This window comes from Pseudomonas arabinosi (assembly GCF_047758675.1).
Lineage (GTDB): Bacteria > Pseudomonadota > Gammaproteobacteria > Pseudomonadales > Pseudomonadaceae > Aquipseudomonas > Aquipseudomonas arabinosi.
Genome location: NZ_CP180480.1, coordinates 3,116,695 through 3,132,142, shown reverse-complemented (window position 1 = coordinate 3,132,142; position 15,448 = coordinate 3,116,695). Strand labels below are relative to the sequence as shown.

At 59.2% G+C, this 15,448-nt stretch carries 16 protein-coding genes; 3 read left to right on the top strand and 13 right to left on the bottom strand.

Translation table 11 applies throughout. From position 1 onward, the window contains the following. Positions 1 to 88 precede the first annotated feature (88 nt). Entirely contained in the window at positions 89 to 1,198 is a 1,110-nt protein-coding gene (locus tag ACMXYJ_RS14725) for a PilT/PilU family type 4a pilus ATPase (RefSeq protein WP_415760405.1), read from the bottom strand. Positions 1,199 to 1,318: 120 nt separating this feature from the next. On the opposite strand from ACMXYJ_RS14725, the gene ACMXYJ_RS14720 reads away from it, so the two are divergent. Then, positions 1,319 to 3,856, top strand: a complete 2,538-nt coding sequence (locus ACMXYJ_RS14720) for a PAS domain-containing hybrid sensor histidine kinase/response regulator (protein ID WP_415760404.1) — start codon at positions 1,319 to 1,321, stop codon at positions 3,854 to 3,856. Positions 3,857 to 3,924: 68 nt separating this feature from the next. Further along, positions 3,925 to 4,200: a peptidylprolyl isomerase gene (locus tag ACMXYJ_RS14715; RefSeq protein WP_007898282.1), complete on the top strand. Its 276-nt coding sequence runs from the start codon at positions 3,925 to 3,927 to the stop codon at positions 4,198 to 4,200. A 33-nt stretch (positions 4,201 to 4,233) separates the two neighbouring features. Here ACMXYJ_RS14715 and ACMXYJ_RS14710 read toward each other — a convergent pair whose 3' ends face one another. From ACMXYJ_RS14710 to ACMXYJ_RS14665, 10 genes are all read right to left on the bottom strand, one after another. Further along, positions 4,234 to 5,214 carry a sugar kinase gene (locus tag ACMXYJ_RS14710; protein WP_415760403.1) on the bottom strand — a complete coding sequence of 327 codons (981 nt, stop codon included), beginning with the start codon at positions 5,212 to 5,214 and terminating at the stop codon, positions 4,234 to 4,236. 126 nt (positions 5,215 to 5,340) lie between these two features. Beyond that, on the bottom strand, positions 5,341 to 6,558 hold the full coding sequence (locus ACMXYJ_RS14705; protein WP_415760402.1) for an amino acid deaminase: 1,218 nt from the start codon (positions 6,556 to 6,558) through the stop codon (positions 5,341 to 5,343). A 39-nt stretch (positions 6,559 to 6,597) separates the two neighbouring features. Next, entirely contained in the window at positions 6,598 to 7,362 is a 765-nt protein-coding gene (locus ACMXYJ_RS14700; protein WP_415760401.1) for an IclR family transcriptional regulator, read from the bottom strand. Positions 7,363 to 7,518: 156 nt separating this feature from the next. Continuing rightward, positions 7,519 to 7,908, bottom strand: coding sequence for a RidA family protein (locus ACMXYJ_RS14695; protein ID WP_415760400.1), 390 nt, complete (start codon positions 7,906 to 7,908; stop codon positions 7,519 to 7,521). Positions 7,909 to 7,952: 44 nt separating this feature from the next. Next, complete coding sequence (locus ACMXYJ_RS14690; RefSeq protein ID WP_415760399.1) at positions 7,953 to 8,759, bottom strand: amino acid ABC transporter ATP-binding protein; 807 nt, start codon at positions 8,757 to 8,759, stop codon at positions 7,953 to 7,955. Further along, positions 8,756 to 9,418, bottom strand: a complete 663-nt coding sequence (locus tag ACMXYJ_RS14685) for an amino acid ABC transporter permease (RefSeq protein WP_415760398.1) — start codon at positions 9,416 to 9,418, stop codon at positions 8,756 to 8,758. The genes ACMXYJ_RS14690 and ACMXYJ_RS14685 overlap by 4 nt, the downstream gene beginning before the upstream one ends. A gap of 9 nt (positions 9,419 to 9,427) precedes the next feature. Further along, positions 9,428 to 10,090 carry an amino acid ABC transporter permease gene (locus ACMXYJ_RS14680; protein WP_415760397.1) on the bottom strand — a complete coding sequence of 221 codons (663 nt, stop codon included), beginning with the start codon at positions 10,088 to 10,090 and terminating at the stop codon, positions 9,428 to 9,430. A 51-nt stretch (positions 10,091 to 10,141) separates the two neighbouring features. After that, positions 10,142 to 10,990, bottom strand: coding sequence for a transporter substrate-binding domain-containing protein (locus ACMXYJ_RS14675; protein WP_415760396.1), 849 nt, complete (start codon positions 10,988 to 10,990; stop codon positions 10,142 to 10,144). 297 nt (positions 10,991 to 11,287) lie between these two features. Further along, on the bottom strand, positions 11,288 to 11,569 hold the full coding sequence (locus ACMXYJ_RS14670) for a type II toxin-antitoxin system RelE family toxin (protein WP_415760395.1): 282 nt from the start codon (positions 11,567 to 11,569) through the stop codon (positions 11,288 to 11,290). Further along, on the bottom strand, positions 11,559 to 11,807 hold the full coding sequence (locus ACMXYJ_RS14665; RefSeq protein ID WP_095129765.1) for a type II toxin-antitoxin system Phd/YefM family antitoxin: 249 nt from the start codon (positions 11,805 to 11,807) through the stop codon (positions 11,559 to 11,561). Before ACMXYJ_RS14665 ends, ACMXYJ_RS14670 begins: the two co-directional genes overlap by 11 nt. Positions 11,808 to 12,201: 394 nt before the next feature. On the opposite strand from ACMXYJ_RS14665, the gene ACMXYJ_RS14660 reads away from it, so the two are divergent. After that, entirely contained in the window at positions 12,202 to 12,633 is a 432-nt protein-coding gene (locus ACMXYJ_RS14660; protein ID WP_415760394.1) for a thioredoxin family protein, read from the top strand. 68 nt (positions 12,634 to 12,701) lie between these two features. Here the strand turns inward: ACMXYJ_RS14660 and ACMXYJ_RS14655 are convergent, their stop codons facing one another. Then, positions 12,702 to 14,261: a TerC family protein gene (locus ACMXYJ_RS14655; protein WP_415760393.1), complete on the bottom strand. Its 1,560-nt coding sequence runs from the start codon at positions 14,259 to 14,261 to the stop codon at positions 12,702 to 12,704. Positions 14,262 to 14,528: 267 nt separating this feature from the next. Further along, on the bottom strand, positions 14,529 to 15,395 hold the full coding sequence (locus tag ACMXYJ_RS14650) for a LysR family transcriptional regulator (protein ID WP_415760392.1): 867 nt from the start codon (positions 15,393 to 15,395) through the stop codon (positions 14,529 to 14,531). Positions 15,396 to 15,448 lie beyond the last annotated feature (53 nt).

Below are 15,448 nucleotides of genomic sequence, written 5' to 3'. Positions count from 1 at the left end.
TCGCGATAGCGGTGTGTCATTCAACATTAGAGTGACTGATCCGGCGCCATCGCGAGCAAGCTCGCTCCCACAGTTGATCGGCGCAGTGTCAGTCCATGAGTCCCCATTCACCCGGCGGTGCATGGGGGCCTGGTGATGCTTCGGCGTGCAGCTTCAGCCGCAGGCGCAAATTGTTCACCGAATCCGCATGCTTCAACGCTTCTTCCTCATTGATCGCCCCCTCGACGACCAGCGCGTAAAGTGCACAGTCAAACGTCTGCATGCCCAGCTCCACAGACTTCTCCATGATCCCCTTCAGTTCTGAAAACTCATTGCGCCGGATCAGATCGCCAATGGTCGGCGTACCCAGCATCACCTCCACCGCCGCCCGTCGCTGACCGTTGCGGGTATGCACCAGGCGCTGAGACACGAACGCTTTCAGGTTGTTGCCCAGATCATGAAGCAACTGCGTGCGACGCTCCTCTGGAAAGAAGTTGATAATCCGGTCCAGCGCCTGATGGGCGTTGTGCGCATGCAGCGTGGAGATAACCAGATGACCGGTATCGGCAAACGCCAGTGCATGCTCCATCGTCTCGCGGTCACGAATTTCGCCGATCAGCACGACGTCCGGTGCCTGGCGCAGGGTATTTTTCAATGCGGCGTGAAAACTGCGGGTATCGACGCCGACCTCGCGCTGGTTGATGATCGACTTCTTGTGCCGGTGGATGTACTCGACCGGGTCTTCGATGGTGATGATGTGGCCACTGCTGTGGCGATTGCGGTAGTCGATCAATGCCGCCAGCGAGGTTGACTTGCCCGAGTCGGTAGCGCCGACGAACAGCATCAGTCCTTGTTTGAGCATCACCGTTTCGAGCAGCACCGGCGGCAGCTTGAGGTCTTCGAAACGCGGAATGTCGAGCTTGATGTTGCGCGCCACGATCGACACATCGTTGCGTTGTTTGAAGATATTGACCCGAAAGCGCCCGACACCAGGCAAAGAGATGGCCAGGTTCATCTCCAGCTCCCGGTCGAACTCCAGACGCTGTTCGGCGTCCATGATGGACGCGGCAATGGCCGCGACTTCTCCCGGTTTGAACGGCTGATCGGCCAAAGGCTTGAGCACACCCTCGAACCGTGCGCTGGGTGGCGCACCGGTAGACAGATAAAGATCGGAGCCATTCTGGCTGGCCAGGAGCCTTAACAGTGCATCGATTTCCATGGCAAAAAGCACCCGCGAAGCATTCAATGAATAAAAATGACCCAAATTGGGTCATCCAGCGTCTACTGCGGTACAAGGATAGTTGACACCGCTACACCGACTTAAGTGCAGGACATCTTGATGAACGCATCACCGACCGGCAGCGATGCCCAAGCCTTGATTGCCCGACTGGACTGGAGACGCAGCCCGCTGGGCGCTGCCAGTACCTGGCCGCAGAGCTTGCGAACCGCCGTGGATATCGTGATTCATTCGCCGATGCCCATGCTGTTGCTGTGGGGCCCGCAGCTCACGCAGATCTACAACGACGGCTTCGCCCTCCTGGCCGGCAGCAAGCATCCACACGCATTCGGACAGCCGACACACCTGATCTGGCCTGAGTTAAAAGACTTTACCGACCCCATTTACAGCGCCGTCCTACAAGGGCAGGTGCGGACCTACAGTGAGCAGCGCTTCACCTTGCAGCGTGATGGCCATGATTCCGACTTCTGGCTGGACCTGACCTACAGCCCCATCCGCGATGAAAGCGCCCAGGTCGCCGGGATTCTGGTCACTGCCATCGAAACCAACGAGCGCCGACGCATCGCCCTCGAACTCGAGCAGCGTTCGGCCGCCAGCCTCAAGGCCCAGCACGAAACCGAGGAGCGCCTGCAACTGGCCCTCGCGGCCACCGACGCCGTCGGCACCTGGGACTGGGACATCGGTGAAGACCGCTTCATTGCCGACACCCATTTCGCTCAGTTACACGGTGTCGACCCGCTGCTCGCCAATCAGTTGCCCATCAGCGCCTACCTTCATGGAGTGCACCCGGAAGACCGCGCCATGGTCGCCCGCAGCATCAAGCACTCCATCACCCACGGCACCGAGTACGCCGAGGAATATCGCCTGCTGCAAGCCGACGGTCAGTTGCGCTGGGTGTTTGCCCGGGGTCGTTGCTACAAGGACCACCATGGCCGGCCGATCCGCTTCCTCGGCGCCGCCCTGGACCTGACGGAACGTAAACACACCGAGCAGGCCTTGCGGCAAAGTCAGACCGAGCTGCAACTGATCATCAACGCCATGCCGATCCTGATCAGCTACGTGGACAGCGAGGAACGCTTTCGCCTGAACAATGCGGCCTACCTCGATTGGTACGGACTGACGCCTCAGGAGCTCTTTGGCAAGACCATCCGTGAAGTATTGGGTGAAGAAGCCTATGCCTTGCGCGCCGAATACATCGCCCAGGCGCTGTCCGGCAAGCCTTGTTGTTTCAGCATCCGCACCCCGCACCGTGACGGCAGCATCCGCCATGCCCTGATGAACTACTTGCCGCGCCACGGTGCGGATGGCGCGGTGAATGGTTTCTATATCTTTGTGATTGACGAAACCGAGCGCAAACAGACCGAAGAAGCCCTGCGCAATCTCAACGAAACGCTCGAGGAACGAGTTGCCGCCCGCACCCAACAACTGGCCGAAGCCAACCAGCGACTGCAGAACGAGATGTTCGAACGCGAGCGCGCCGAAGAGGCGTTGCGCCATGCACAGAAGATGGAAGCGCTCGGTCAGCTCACCGGCGGCATCGCCCATGACTTCAACAATATGCTCACCGGGATCATCGGCAGCCTCGACTTGATGCAGCGCTACATCGCCGACGGGCGCGCCGCCGAGGTGGGCCGTTTCACCGAAGCGGCAGTGTCTTCGGCCAACCGCGCTGCCGCCCTGACCCATCGCCTGCTGGCGTTTTCCCGGCGTCAGTCACTGGACCGCAAGCCGCTGAACGCCAACGATCTGATCCATTCCCTGGAAGATCTGCTCAGCCGGACCAAAGGCGACCACATCGAGCTCAAACTGCAACTGGCCGATGACGTCTGGCCGGTCAGCACCGACGTCAGCCAGCTGGAAAATGCCCTGCTCAATCTGGTGATCAACGCCCGGGACGCCATGCCCGATGGCGGCGAGTTGCGGATCGAAACCGCCAACGTTTACCTCGACAGCAGTGACATCAACACCCTGGAACCGGTCAAGGCCGGGGATTATCTGATGATTGCCGTCAGCGACAACGGTACCGGCATGACACCGTCGGTGCTGGCCAAGGCCTTCGACCCGTTCTTCACCACCAAACCCATCGGCCAGGGCACCGGTCTTGGGTTGTCGATGATCTATGGATTTGCCCAGCAGTCGGGTGGGCATGTCAGCCTGTTCAGCTTGCCTGGCCAGGGCACCAGCGTTCGCCTGTACCTGCCGCGGCTGCACGCCGCAGAGCCTGAAAACGTCCTGATGCCGGTCACCAGCGAAGCGCCGGCCGCGATTGCCGGTGAAACCGTGGTGTTGGTGGAGGATGATCCGGCGGTGCGCATGCTGGTGCTCGACCTGCTCAACGAGCTGGGCTACCACGCCCATGAAGCCGAAGACGCGAAGACCGCCCTGCCCCTGCTGGAATCCGGCCTGCGGGTCGATTTGCTGGTCACCGATGTCGGACTGCCGGGGATGAACGGTCGGCAACTGGCGGAGATTGCGCGCCAGCACCGCCCCGAGCTCAAAGTGCTGTTCATGACCGGTTACGCGGAAAAAGCCGCCGAGCGCCAGGGCTTCCTGGAGGAAGGCATGGACATGGTGACCAAGCCCTTTTCCATTGACCTGTTGGCCAACAAGATTCGCGCGATGATCGGCCAACCGGACTGAGTTAAGGCATAATCGCGCGCCCCCGCTGGCACCCACATAGCCACCACCGTTGCAAGGTACCTGCCCCAATGAAAGCTCAAGCCCGCCATATTCTGGTGAAAACCTCGGAAGAAGCCGAACAGCTCAAACAACGCATCGCCAAGGGCGAAGCCTTTGATGTGCTGGCCAAGAAGTATTCCACCTGCCCGTCCGGCAAGCGCGGCGGCGACCTGGGTGAAGTGCGGCCCGGGCAGATGGTCGGGGTCATCGATGCCGTGATTTTCAAAAAACCGTTGCGCGTGGTGCACGGACCGATCAAGAGCAAGTTCGGCTATCACCTGGTGCAGGTGTTTTACCGGGATTGATCGGTTGGCTTAAAGGCCCGAGGGGTGAAGGATTTATTTGTGGCGAGGGGATTTATCCCCGTTGGACTGCGCAGCAGTCCCATCTTTTGGGATCAGTGCTCCCGGCACCTGAATCACCCGACTCGCCAACCGATGCCCCGCTTCAGCAGCCTCAACCGGGCTACCTCCTTTCAGGCGACTGGCCAAATACGCCGCGCTAAATGAATCCCCCGCCGCCGTGGTGTCCACCACCCGCTCGACCACCTGCGCCGGCACCTCGAACGACTCGCCATCACAACGAATCAGACACGCCTCGGCGCCACGCTTGAGAACCACTTCGGGCGTGCCAATCTGCTCGTAAGCGGTAAACACCGCCGCGCAATCGGAAAAATCAAACAGCGCCTGCTCGTCATCGACGGTCAGCAACGCCAGGTCGACATAGGGCAGAACGCTGCGATAGGCCGCCCGTGCGTCCTCGACCGACGCCCATAAACGTGGCCGGTAGTTGTTGTCGAACACGATCCGCGCATCCCGCTGCCGGGCTTCGATCAGGGTTTCCAGTAACTTCTCCCGACCTTGCACACCCAGTACCGCCAGGGTGATGCCACTGAAATACAGCACATCGTAATCCGGCAGTGCCGTCAGGATCGGCGCGGCGGCCGGGGTGGTGAAACAATCGCGGGCTGCCGCCTCGTTGCGCCAGTAAAGAAAACGCCGTTCGCCGGCAGCGTCAGTCTGGATGCAATACAAGCCGGGCAAGCGACCGGGCAAGCGCTGGACCATGCCCAGCCCGATGTTTTCGTCAGCCCAGCTCTGGCACATGGCATCGCTGAAACTGTCGTCGCCCAGGGCGGTGACGTAATCCACCGTGCCGCCCTCGCCCAACTCCCGGGACAGGTAGACCGCCGTGTTCAAGGTATCGCCACCGAAACTCTGTTGCAGGCTGCCGTCGGCGCGTTGCTGCAACTCGATCATGCATTCGCCGATCAGGGCGATGCGCGGGGTGTTGGGGCCAAGGGTGTTGATGGTGTTCATCGTGGGGTCTCTGGTGTTTCTGTGTTGTCTGGCCGGCCGTCATCGCGAGCAAGCTCGCTCCCACAATGGAATGCGTTCCCTGTGGGAGCGAGCTTGCTCGCGATGGCCGCGCCTCGGTCTGGAGCCTTAGAAACAGGTTTCCATGGTCTCGATGACATTCAGTTGCTCATCCACCAGACACCCGATACGCCACTTGTCGAACGTGAGGCACGGGTGCGAAGTACCAAAGGAAATAATATCCCCCACCCGCAACTCAACCCCCGGCGCCACAGTCATGAACGCATGCTGGTCCATCACTGCCGTCACCTTGCAGGCGCTGACGTCGTCGCCCGTCGCCGGCACCACACCCGCCTTGTAACGCAACAACGGCACCGGCAACCCGGCGTCGTAAGCCACGTCGCGTTTACCCAGGGCGATCACCGCAAAACCCGGCTCCGGCAACGACTGCACGTGAGCCCAGACTTCCAGCGCCGGGCGCAGGCCTTCGTGCAGATCACTGCGGCGGTCGAGCACGCAGCATTGCGCTTCTTTGTAGATGCCATGGTCGTGAGCTACGTAGCTGCCAGGACGCAGCACGCTGAGGAAACGCCCGCCGGCGTTCTGCGCTTCGAAGGATTCAGCGATCAAGTCGTACCAGGCCGAACCCGATGCCGTGATGATCGGCTTGGGAATGGCGAACGCGCCGCTGTCCTGCAATTGCACGGCCAGGCGCACCAAAGAATCAGCGAACGCACGGATGCCGCTCACCGCGTGATCGCCGTGAATCACCCCTTCGTAACCTTCGATCCCGGTCAGCGCCAGGGCCGGCTGTGCAGCAATGGCGTTGGCCAGCGCGACCACTTCGTCTTCCGTGCGGCAACCGCAACGACCGCCGACGACGCCGTACTCGATCATCACGTTCAAGCGCACACCGCGGGAGGCGAAATACGCTCCGAGGTCAGCGACGTTGTCCGGGTGATCGACCATGCAATGGAAGTCGAAAGTCGGGTCTGCCAGCAGATCGGCGATCAGCGCCATGTTCGGCGTGCCCACCAATTGGTTCGCCATCAACACCCGACGCACACCATGGGCGTAAGCCGCTCGGGTCTGGGTGGCGCTGGCCAGGGTGATGCCCCAGGCACCGGCGTCCAGTTGCCGGCGAAACAGCGCCGGGGTCATGCTGGTTTTGCCGTGGGGCGCAAGTTCCGCGCCGCTGTTGCTGACAAAGTCCTGCATCCAGCGAATGTTGTGTTCCAGCGCTTCGCGGTGCAGCACCAACGCAGGCAGGCTGACGTCGCGGACCAGGTTGGCACCCGTGTGGGCAAAGCCCTTTTCCACGGTGGCAGTATTTTTGACAGAAAACATGGTCGAACTCCTCACATTCGCGGCCGCAGGCAGCCGCTGTTATTCACTGATGCGACGGGCCAGGCTGTTGGCGCTGTCAATCAGCACCCGGCGATAGTCGTTGTAATTGTTCTTGGCATCGGCCCGTGGGGCGACGATGCACAGGGTCGCGATGGCCACGCCGTTCGGGTCTTTGACCGGGGCGGCGAAGCAATGGGTAAAGGTGTCGGCAACGCTATCGAAAGAGAAGAAGCCATCGATACCAGCCTGACGAATCTCCTGGAGAAACTGCGCCAGCGGCAGGCGTTCACCGTTGGGCAGGATGAAGTCGTCGTGATCAATCAGATCGATGATTTCCTGGTCGCTCAAGTGCGCCAGCAGCAGGCGCCCGGAAGCGGTCCAGGGAATCGGCGCGTTCTCGCCGATGTCCGAGGAAATGCGGAAATGCCGCTCGCCCTCTTTCATCAGCGCGACGGTATATTTACGCCCGTTGAGCAGGCACATCTGCGCGGTTTCGCGGGTCTGGCTGACGATCTCCTGCAAGGCGTGATCGGCCTCTCGGGTCAGGTCGAAATGGCGTAAATGTGCTTGCCCGAGGAAGTACAGTTGGCGCCCGAGGTAGACGTGACCGTCCTTGCCCACGGGCTCGAGAATCCGTCGTTCCAGCAGGGAGGCCACCAGTTCGTAGACCGTGGATTTCGGGCTGCCAATGCCGCTGGCGATTTCGTTCGGACGCAGGGGCTTGCCGACTTCCTTGAGGAAATCGAGGATATCGAATGCCCGGTCCAGACCGCGAGCCCGGCGCTTGATGGTGTCTTCGGTCATTGCTTCAGGTTCCCATTCAAAGTGGCCGGGAGTTTAACCAGAGTGCTGCGTCGACCGTTAGGCCGCCATCGCGAGCAAGCTCGCGCCCACAGGGATTGTGTGAACACTGAAGATCCAATGTGGGAGCGAGCTTGCTCGCGATGAAGTCACCGAGGTTCAGGCCTTTTTCTTGTACGCGATGCAGTCAATCTCGACCTTGCAATCGACCATCATGTTCGCCTGCACACAGGCCCGGGCCGGTGCGTGTTCGCTTTTGAAGTATTCGGAAAACACCTTGTTGAAACTCCAGAAATCCCGCGGGTCTTCCAGCCACACACCGGTGCGCACGACATCTTCGAGGCCATAACCAGCCTCTTCGAGAATCGCGATCAAATTCTTCATGGTCTGGTGAGTCTGTTCGACGATGCCACCCACAATGATTTCGCCATCCAGCGCCGGTACTTGCCCGGACACGTGCAGCCAGCCACCGGCTTCAACGGCGCGGGCGAAAGGACGGGGCTGGCCGCCACCGGCGGTGCTGCCGGTGCCGTAACGAGTAATGCTCATGAGTGTTTCTCCTGATTAAAAAGTGAATATGCTTCTGAAAAAAATCAGAAGCGCGTGCTCTTGAGAAATTCCGCGAGTCGTGGTGATTGCGGGCGTTCGAACAGTTCCTTGGGTGGCCCCTGCTCTTCGATCCGCCCCTGATTCATGAAGACGATCTTGTCCGAGACCTCGAAAGCGAAGCGCATTTCGTGGGTCACCAGCAGCATGGTCATACCGTCCTCGGCCAGGCCTTTGATCACACTCAGCACTTCGCCCACCAGTTCCGGATCGAGGGCCGAGGTCACTTCGTCGAACAGCATCAGGCTCGGGTTCATCGCAATCGCCCGGGCAATCGCCACACGCTGCTGTTGACCACCGGACAACTGACCGGGGAAGTGATCGCGGCGTTCCAGCAAGCCGACCCGTTCCAGCCATTTTTCCGCCAGGGCCACCGCTTCATCCTTGTGCAGCTTTTTGACCTTGAGCAAACCGAGGGTGACGTTCTGCAACGCCGTGAGGTGCGGAAACAGGTTGAACTGCTGGAACGCCATGCCGGTCATGGCCCGATGCCGGGCGATGACTTTTTCCGGGTGACGCACGCGCTTGCCGTCGATCTCGTCATAACCGATGGACTCGCCATCGAGCATGATCTGCCCGCCCTGGAACTCTTCGAGCATGTTCACGCAACGCAGCAGCGTGGTCTTGCCTGAGCCGCTGGAACCGATCAGCGTGACGACGTTGCCGCGCTGCATGGTCAGGTCGACGCCCTTGAGCACTTCGAGCTGGCCGTACTTTTTGTGCAACCCGCGAATGTCCAGCAGGGGCTGATCGTTTTGAGCTGCTTTTACGTTAGAGAGCGAAGGTTGAGTCATGGCAAGGCCACCCGCTTTTCAATGTGCCGGCCGAGTAATTCGATGGCGTAGTTGATGACGAAAAACAGAAATCCGGCGAACAGGTAAAACTCGAGGGTCATGAAGGTCCGGGCGATGATCTGTTGCGTGCTGAGCAACAATTCAGCCACACCGATCACCGACAGCAGCGTGGAGGCTTTGACGATCTCGGTGGACGAGTTGACCCAGGTCGGCAAGATCTGCCGCAACGCCTGAGGCAACAACACGTAACCGAGCGCTTGATAAAACGTCAGGCCAATGGCCTTGCTCGCTTCCATCTGACCACTGGGCAGCGCTTGCAACGCACCGCGCACGATCTCGGCGACGTGGGAGCCGCAAAATAGCGTCAGCCCCAACGCACCGGCCTGAAAGGCGCTGATCTGCCAACCCAGCGCCGGCGCCATGTAGAAGCAGGCCAGCACCAATACAAACACCGGCGTGCCGCGAATGATGTCGACGTAAAACCGAAACGGTGCGCGCATCCAGAACCTGCCGTAGGTCAGCACCAGACCGGCAACAACGCCGAGCATCGTGCCCAACAGAATCGCCAGGGCCGACACCTGCACACTGGTCAGAAAACCTTGCCACAACACTTCACGGACAACCCATAACTCATGCAACCAACTGGGGGATTCGTACATGTGGGCCTCCTATCGGCGAATCGCCAGACGCTGCTCGAGGTAACGCAGCATCATGGCAATGAGGTAACAGGCCGCCACATAGAGCGCTGTGGTCACCAGCCAGGTTTCGATCACCCGGTAGCTCTCGACATTGATCTTGCGCGCGTAATAGGTCAGCTCCGGCACGGCAATCGCCGCGGCCAGCGAGGTGTCCTTGAACAGCGAAATGAAGTTGTTCGACAAGGCCGGCAGCACATTGCGCAGCATCACCGGCACGGTGACGTACGCCTTGACTTGCCACTCGGCCAGACCGATTGCCAACCCGGCTTCCCGCTGGCCTTTGGGAATGCTCAACAGCCCGCCGCGAAACACTTCGGTCAGATAGGCCCCGGCATACAGCGACAGCGTGATGATGAACGACGGGATCTTGTCCAGACGGATCCCCAGGCTCGGCAAGGCGAAGTAGATCAACAGAATCAACACCAGGATCGGCGTGTTACGGATCACCGTCACATACACCGACGCCATCACCCGCAATGCGCGGTGCTTTGACAGCAAAGCAAACGCCATCATCAAGCCGATCACGCAACCGATGGCGATCGACACCAGCGCCAGCTCAAGGCCCAGACCGAGCCCCGCCAGCAAGGTGTCGAAGTCGCGCCACACGGCGGCAAAATTCAACTGATAGTTCATGGTCAGCAGTACCTTGAACGGGGCGATCGGAACCGCCCCGCCCTCACGGGATCATTTGAATTCGACAGGGAAACCGATGGCTGGAGTCGGGAGATCGACACCGAACCACTGCTTGAACGACGCCGCGTAGGCCGGGAACTCCACGCCTGTCATGCCTTCATGCAAAACCGTGTTGACGAAGTTCAGCCAGTCCTGATCGCCGCGTTTGACCGCGCACGCGTAGGTTTGCGGGCTCCAGGCATAAGCCGGGCTGCGATAGCGACCCTGGTTCTGCACCATCAGGTATTTCACCGACGACTGATCGGTGGCCGCGGCGTCGGCGCGACCGGAGTTCACCGCCTGATACATCAAGTCCACGCTGTCGTACTGATCGACCTTGGCCTTGGGCAATGCCTGATGCACCAGTTCTTCGGCGTACACGTTCTGCAGCACTGCCACGGTCACGCCGTCACCGGCGGCTTTCAGGTCTTCGATTTCCTTGTACTTACTGTTGGCCGGCAACAGCAGGCCGACACCTTCGCGGTAGTACGGCAGCGTGAACGCCACTTGCTGGGCACGGCTGGCAGTCACGGTGATGAACTGGCAGCTCATGTCGACCTTGTCCGTCAGCAGGTTCGGAATCCGCGCATCAGACGACTGCACCACGAACTCGACCTTGCTCGGGTCGTTGAACAACCCCTTGGCCACCATCCGCGCAATATCGATATCAAAACCCTGCAACTTGCCATCCGCTCCCTGGAAGTGCCACGGCGCATTGGTACTGCCCGTGCCCACAATCAGTTTCCCGCGGGCCAGCACGCTATCGAGCTTGCTGTCCGCCGCCTGGACCACGCCCATGGCAGCAGCCGAAGCCGCGAGAACAAAAACACACGCTTTAAACAAGGAAGGTCGGCGATGCATGGCAAGCACTCCAGGGTGATGTTATTCCGCTATACCGGATGTAGGTGTGTAACAACGGAATAGACAGCAGAAAGTGTGCCACAGGATGTGAGGGGAATGTTGGGGAGATTGAAAAGTGTTTTGAATCAAATGGATGGAAAAAAATACAACACCGACGTTACGAAGTGCACAGGTGAACGACCGCTACCGTTGGCTACAAAGTGCGGGTACCTGGTTCACAGTTGGAGTTTTGATGGGCTAATTCGGTGCGGCGCTGCGCTAGACAAGACAGCCGGACAATAAACTTAACAAGGCCGATCAGCGATCGGCTGCATCCTTGTAAACATCGCTCCGCTCTCTTTTCCCCACTGCTATCACGGTCACTACCAGCACATCATCGAGCACGCGATAAACCATTCGATACCCGGCACTACGCAGCTTGATTTTGTAAGCATTTCCAAGCCCGCTGAGTCGGTCAGCGGGAACGTGCGGGTTTACAAGATGCTCCTGAAGTTTCCTTTTGAATTGTTCCTTCAGGTTTACTCCGAGCTTTTTCCATTCTTTCCAGGCTTTTTCTGAAAACTCCAGCTCATAGGTCATCAATCGAAACCTTTATGGTTGGATCGTTCTCCCGCTCTTTACAAAGGGCAAGTAACTCCAAGTCATCCAGGCGATTCATCATGGCTTCGTACTCTTTTGCGGGAACACAATAGAAAGCCGGCTCATTGCGGTTAAGGATCGCAACAGACAGGCCACCGCCGGCGGCGACCGTTCCCATAGGATTTTTTTTCAATTCAGAAATGCTCGCCACCACCTGCGAAAGCACGATATGTGTCATGAAGTTATTCCTTAGGGTGCTTTTAGAAGTGCTAAAAATAGCACTCCGAAGCGTATCTACCTCTATCCTTTTGTCATAAAGGAGGCCTTCAGTATTTGCCGCTTTGAGCCCTTCGATTCGCGGATTGATCTTGTGCTCCAGGTTTCTACTCATCTGTTCAGACACTCCTTTTCCACAGTCCATGACTGTCTCCATTGAAGAATGAACAAAAAGTATCACGCCAAACGCTTCCAGCTTTCCGTGTGTCCTGTCGGGTTGGTCCTGTAACACGGTCAGGAGTGTCCAGGTCTACGTAGGAAAACCTACCGACCTGTTATTTCTGACAGTAGACCCATCCCTGCGCCTTCCTTTACCGTCGACGGACCGTCAATGGCCTTGTTAAAAGGAGATTTCAATGAGCTCGACAACCACCCATGCAGCGCTAGCTCCGGTCTACCGCAAGGCCCTGAAAACCTGGCGCCCGGTGATCCTGTACTTCGGCAGTCAACACTGCCCCGCCTGCGAAACAGCCGGGCCGATTTTTCGTGAGATTGGCGAACGATTTCGCCATCACGCGAACATCTACATGCTCAATACCAGCGATTCCCCCCGCCACCCGGACGTCACTGGCACTCCGACCGTGCTGTTTTACAAGGATGGGAAGTTGCTGAAGAAGCTCAAGGGAATCGGCACAGAGCAAACCCTGCAGGAAGACTTCGCCAGGCACATTGGCAAGGTGAAACCCAAGCACACGGCTCGCAAACCGAGCCATGACCTGGTGTGGTTGCGTCAATCCCTGCGGACCCTGTGCACTGTGCCTCGAGCACGCCAGGTGGGCAGGGCTTGAGTTGTCTGTCGCCGGACTGAGCGCTTTCGCGAGCAAGCCCGCGAAGGCCCCTCAAATCCGGCGCAAAATTACCCGTCGATACGCGCCAGCAACACGCGCGTCACCCGCCGCTCTTCAACCGCCACCACGGTCATCCGCCAGCCTTCCCACTCATGGCTGTCACCGATCATCGGCAGGCGATCCAGCAAGCTCATCACCAGTCCGGCCAGGGTCTGATAGTCGTCGCCGGGCTCTGCCGCAAACCCGGTCCGCTGTCGCACGCGCGCCAGGTTCAACGCGCCGCTGACCATGAATCCACCCTTCTCCTCGACCACATCCGGGCCCTCGATTTCGCTGGCGTCGGGCAACTCGCCGGCGATCGATTCGAGAATGTCGGTCATGGTCAATACGCCGACGAAGTCACCGAATTCATTGACCACAAACGCAATGTGGGTCGAGGCTTTGCGCATCTGCTCCAGGGCATTGAGGATCGAGTAACTGTCCAGCAAGTTGATGGTCTTGCGCGCCAAATGCTCAAGACCGGGCGAGTTGCCGGCCAGGTATTCCTTGAGCAATTCCTTCTTGTGCACGAAGCCCAGCGGCTCATCCACTGCGCCATTGCGGATCAGCGGCAGGCGCGAATAGGACGAATGCATCAGGCGCGTGCGAATGGCGTCGGCATCGTCGGAGAGGTCGATGTAGTCGATGTCAGCACGCACGGTCATCAAGGTGCGGATCGGTCGCTCGGCGAGTTGCAGCACACCACTGATCATCACTCGCTCGCGACGATCGAACAGTTCTGCGCTCGGCGCTTCACCGTTGTCCAGCAAGTCGGCAATCTCCTCGCCGACCTCCTCCGCCGCCAGTTTGCGGCCACCGAGCAAACGCATCACGGCGTGGGCCGTGCGCTCACGCATCGGTCGCAGGCCCTGCATGGATTTTTTGCGGCGAGCCCGGGCGATCTGGTTGAAAATCTCGATCAGGATCGAGAAGCCGATGGCCGCGTACAGGTAGCCCTTAGGAATGTGGAAACCCAGGCCTTCAGCGGTCAGCGCAAAGCCGATCATCATCAGAAAGCCCAGACACAGCATGATCACTGTCGGGTGTTCGTTGACGAAACGGGTCAGCGGCTTGCTGGCGACGATCATCAGACCGATGGAAATAATCACGGCGATCATCATCACCGCCAGTTCATCGACCATGCCCACAGCGGTAATCACCGCATCCAGAGAGAACACTGCATCGAGTACCACGATCTGCGCCACGATCGGCCAGAACAGTGCATAACCGGCGTTTGACGCGCGCTGGCCGATATGGCCTTCGAGCCGCTCGTGCAATTCCATGGTGGCCTTGAACAACAGGAACACACCACCGAACAGCATGATCAGGTCGCGGCCGGAGAAGCTCTTGTCGAACACCTCGACCAGCGGCTGAGTCAGCGTCACCAGCCAAGAAATACTCGCCAGCAGGCCCAGGCGCATCAGCAACGCCAGGGACAAACCGATGATCCGCGCACGATCGCGCTGCTCGGGTGGCAGTTTGTCGGCGAGGATTGCGATAAACACCAGGTTGTCGATGCCCAGCACCAGCTCCAGCACAATCAACGTCAACAGGCCCAGCCACGCGGTGGGGTCAGCTATCCATTCCATAAAAACGTCTCGATCTCTTCAGTGAATTCAGAATGCCGGGCACGGCAAGGCGCGGCGCAGAGGCCGTGGAACTGCAATGTCAGAGGTATTCAGAAGTCGAAAGACTGGGTGTTTCGCGTGCATCAAGACCGCGCAGTAGCGCGAGGAGAAAGGATAACCGGGAGGCTCCGAGAGGGTGTTCATGTACGTCCTGAAAGGAAAAAGGCCTTGGAGCGTACAGGCGAAAGTGACATTTCCTACAGCTGGAAATCATTACAAAATCTGTACTCAGCGATTTTTGACCTGCTCGATATACCTCGCCACCGCCGGTGATTTTTCGAATCGCCGATGGATCAACGACAACCAGGAGCTCGCCTCACACCCATTGATCGGCCGGTACAACACGCCCGGCAAACTGACATGCCCGACCACCGATTCTGGCACCACCGCCACGCCCTGCCCCAACGACACCAATGCAATGACAGCCACCAGCCCGCCCGGTTGCGCCCCCAGTTTCGGCGCGAATCCACCCTCGGCGGCGACTTGCAACGTGCCGCTGATTTGCTCCGGCAGGATGAACGTCTCGTTCTGCAAATGTTCGGGGCTAATCTCTGGCAATCGGCACAGCCAGGACTCGGCCGACACCGCCAGCACAAAACCTTCTGCGTCCAGGCGAATCGCTTCCAGGCCTTCAGGCAGGGTCATGGGTGAGCGGACATAGCCAATATCGAAACGCCCCTCGACCACCATCATCGGCAATGACGCCATGGGACTTTCCCGTACGTTCAGGCTGACGTCAGGACACTCGCGGCTGAAGGCTTGCACCTGTTTCTGCAGCAAACCCGAATACACCGCCGAGGCCACATAACCCAGTTCGATATGGCCAATATCCCCGCGTCCGGCACGCTGGGCGTTGTACTGTGCGTATTCGAATTGCCGCACCGTCGCCTCGGCCTCGATCAGCAGCGCGGCGCCGGCCTCGGTCAGGCTGACTTCACGTGTCTGGCGCACGAACAAGCGCGTACCGAGTTCGTTCTCCATGTCTTGGATCTGTCGAGTCAAGGTCGGCGGTGCAATACCGAGTTGTTCGGCGGCGCGGGTGAAGTTGCCTTGGCGGGCAACGGCCAGAAAATAGCGGAAATGCCGTATGTCCATGGATGCATTAGCTCAAAGGTAATGAAGTGACAAGGCACGCCTAACAAGGGAAG

Bases quoted from the DNA above. Each gene is read 5' to 3' on its own strand.
- ACMXYJ_RS14670 (WP_415760395.1), bottom strand. From the start codon at position 11,569: ATGACCTATGAGCTGGAGTTTTCAGAAAAAGCCTGGAAAGAATGGAAA.
- ACMXYJ_RS14665 (WP_095129765.1), bottom strand. From the start codon at position 11,807: ATGACACATATCGTGCTTTCGCAGGTGGTGGCGAGCATTTCTGAATTG.
- ACMXYJ_RS14685 (WP_415760398.1), bottom strand. From the start codon at position 9,418: ATGTACGAATCCCCCAGTTGGTTGCATGAGTTATGGGTTGTCCGTGAA.
- ACMXYJ_RS14705 (WP_415760402.1), bottom strand. From the start codon at position 6,558: ATGTTTTCTGTCAAAAATACTGCCACCGTGGAAAAGGGCTTTGCCCAC.
- ACMXYJ_RS14695 (WP_415760400.1), bottom strand. From the start codon at position 7,908: ATGAGCATTACTCGTTACGGCACCGGCAGCACCGCCGGTGGCGGCCAG.
- ACMXYJ_RS14655 (WP_415760393.1), bottom strand. From the start codon at position 14,261: ATGGAATGGATAGCTGACCCCACCGCGTGGCTGGGCCTGTTGACGTTG.
- ACMXYJ_RS14715 (WP_007898282.1), top strand. From the start codon at position 3,925: ATGAAAGCTCAAGCCCGCCATATTCTGGTGAAAACCTCGGAAGAAGCC.
- ACMXYJ_RS14720 (WP_415760404.1), top strand. From the start codon at position 1,319: ATGAACGCATCACCGACCGGCAGCGATGCCCAAGCCTTGATTGCCCGA.
- ACMXYJ_RS14660 (WP_415760394.1), top strand. From the start codon at position 12,202: ATGAGCTCGACAACCACCCATGCAGCGCTAGCTCCGGTCTACCGCAAG.
- ACMXYJ_RS14725 (WP_415760405.1), bottom strand. From the start codon at position 1,198: ATGGAAATCGATGCACTGTTAAGGCTCCTGGCCAGCCAGAATGGCTCC.
- ACMXYJ_RS14650 (WP_415760392.1), bottom strand. From the start codon at position 15,395: ATGGACATACGGCATTTCCGCTATTTTCTGGCCGTTGCCCGCCAAGGC.
- ACMXYJ_RS14700 (WP_415760401.1), bottom strand. From the start codon at position 7,362: ATGACCGAAGACACCATCAAGCGCCGGGCTCGCGGTCTGGACCGGGCA.
- ACMXYJ_RS14710 (WP_415760403.1), bottom strand. From the start codon at position 5,214: ATGAACACCATCAACACCCTTGGCCCCAACACCCCGCGCATCGCCCTG.
- ACMXYJ_RS14690 (WP_415760399.1), bottom strand. From the start codon at position 8,759: ATGACTCAACCTTCGCTCTCTAACGTAAAAGCAGCTCAAAACGATCAG.
- ACMXYJ_RS14675 (WP_415760396.1), bottom strand. From the start codon at position 10,990: ATGCATCGCCGACCTTCCTTGTTTAAAGCGTGTGTTTTTGTTCTCGCG.
- ACMXYJ_RS14680 (WP_415760397.1), bottom strand. From the start codon at position 10,090: ATGAACTATCAGTTGAATTTTGCCGCCGTGTGGCGCGACTTCGACACC.